Annotated in this window: 1 protein-coding gene; it reads left to right on the top strand. The window is 64.6% G+C overall.

Annotated elements, in window-relative coordinates:
- On the top strand, positions 1–655 hold a 655-nt coding region (locus RZO55_RS12560; protein ID WP_318064628.1), incomplete at both ends, for an acyl-CoA dehydrogenase family protein.

The raw sequence follows: 655 nt of genomic DNA, 5'->3' as shown, positions 1-655 counted from the left end.
CGGTGGGGACGTTTCCCATCCTGCGCTACGGAACCGAAGAGCAGAAGAAGAAGTACGTCACCCGCCTGGCCCGGGGGGAATACCTGGGCGCCTTCGCCTTGACCGAACCCCACGCCGGCTCCAACGCGGCGGCGATCCGGACCCGGGCCACAAGGGTCGGAGACAAGTACATTTTGGACGGTAGCAAAATTTTCATCACCAATGCAAAAGCGGCGGACGTATATATCACCTTCGCCGTCACCGATCCGGAAAAGGGGGCCAAGGGGCTCACCGCCTTTATCGTGGAGAAGGATACGCCGGGCTTTACCGTCGGGAAGAAGGAGAAGAAGATGGGGCTCGGCGGGTCCAATACCTGCGAGCTGATCTTTGAACGGGCGGAGGTCCCCGCCGAAAACCGCCTCGGGGAGGAAGGCCAGGGCTATGAAATCGCCCTGTCCAACCTGGCCGGCGGTCGGATCGGCATCGGGGCCCAGGCCCTCGGCATCGCGACGGCGGCGCTGGAACAGGCTACGGCCTATGCCAAGGAGCGGGAGCAGTTCGGCAAACCGATCGCCGCCCAGCAGGCCATCCAGTTTAAGCTGGCGGATATGGCGACGCGGGTGGAGGCGGCCCGCCTCCTGGTCTACCGGGCCGCCTGGCTCCGGCAGCAGGGACA

This window comes from Clostridium boliviensis (assembly GCF_033342255.1).
Taxonomy (GTDB): domain Bacteria; phylum Bacillota; class Clostridia; order Lachnospirales; family Lachnospiraceae; genus Lacrimispora; species Lacrimispora boliviensis.
Note: the sequence above shows the minus strand (reverse complement) of the source record. Positions and strands in the feature narration are given on the sequence as shown.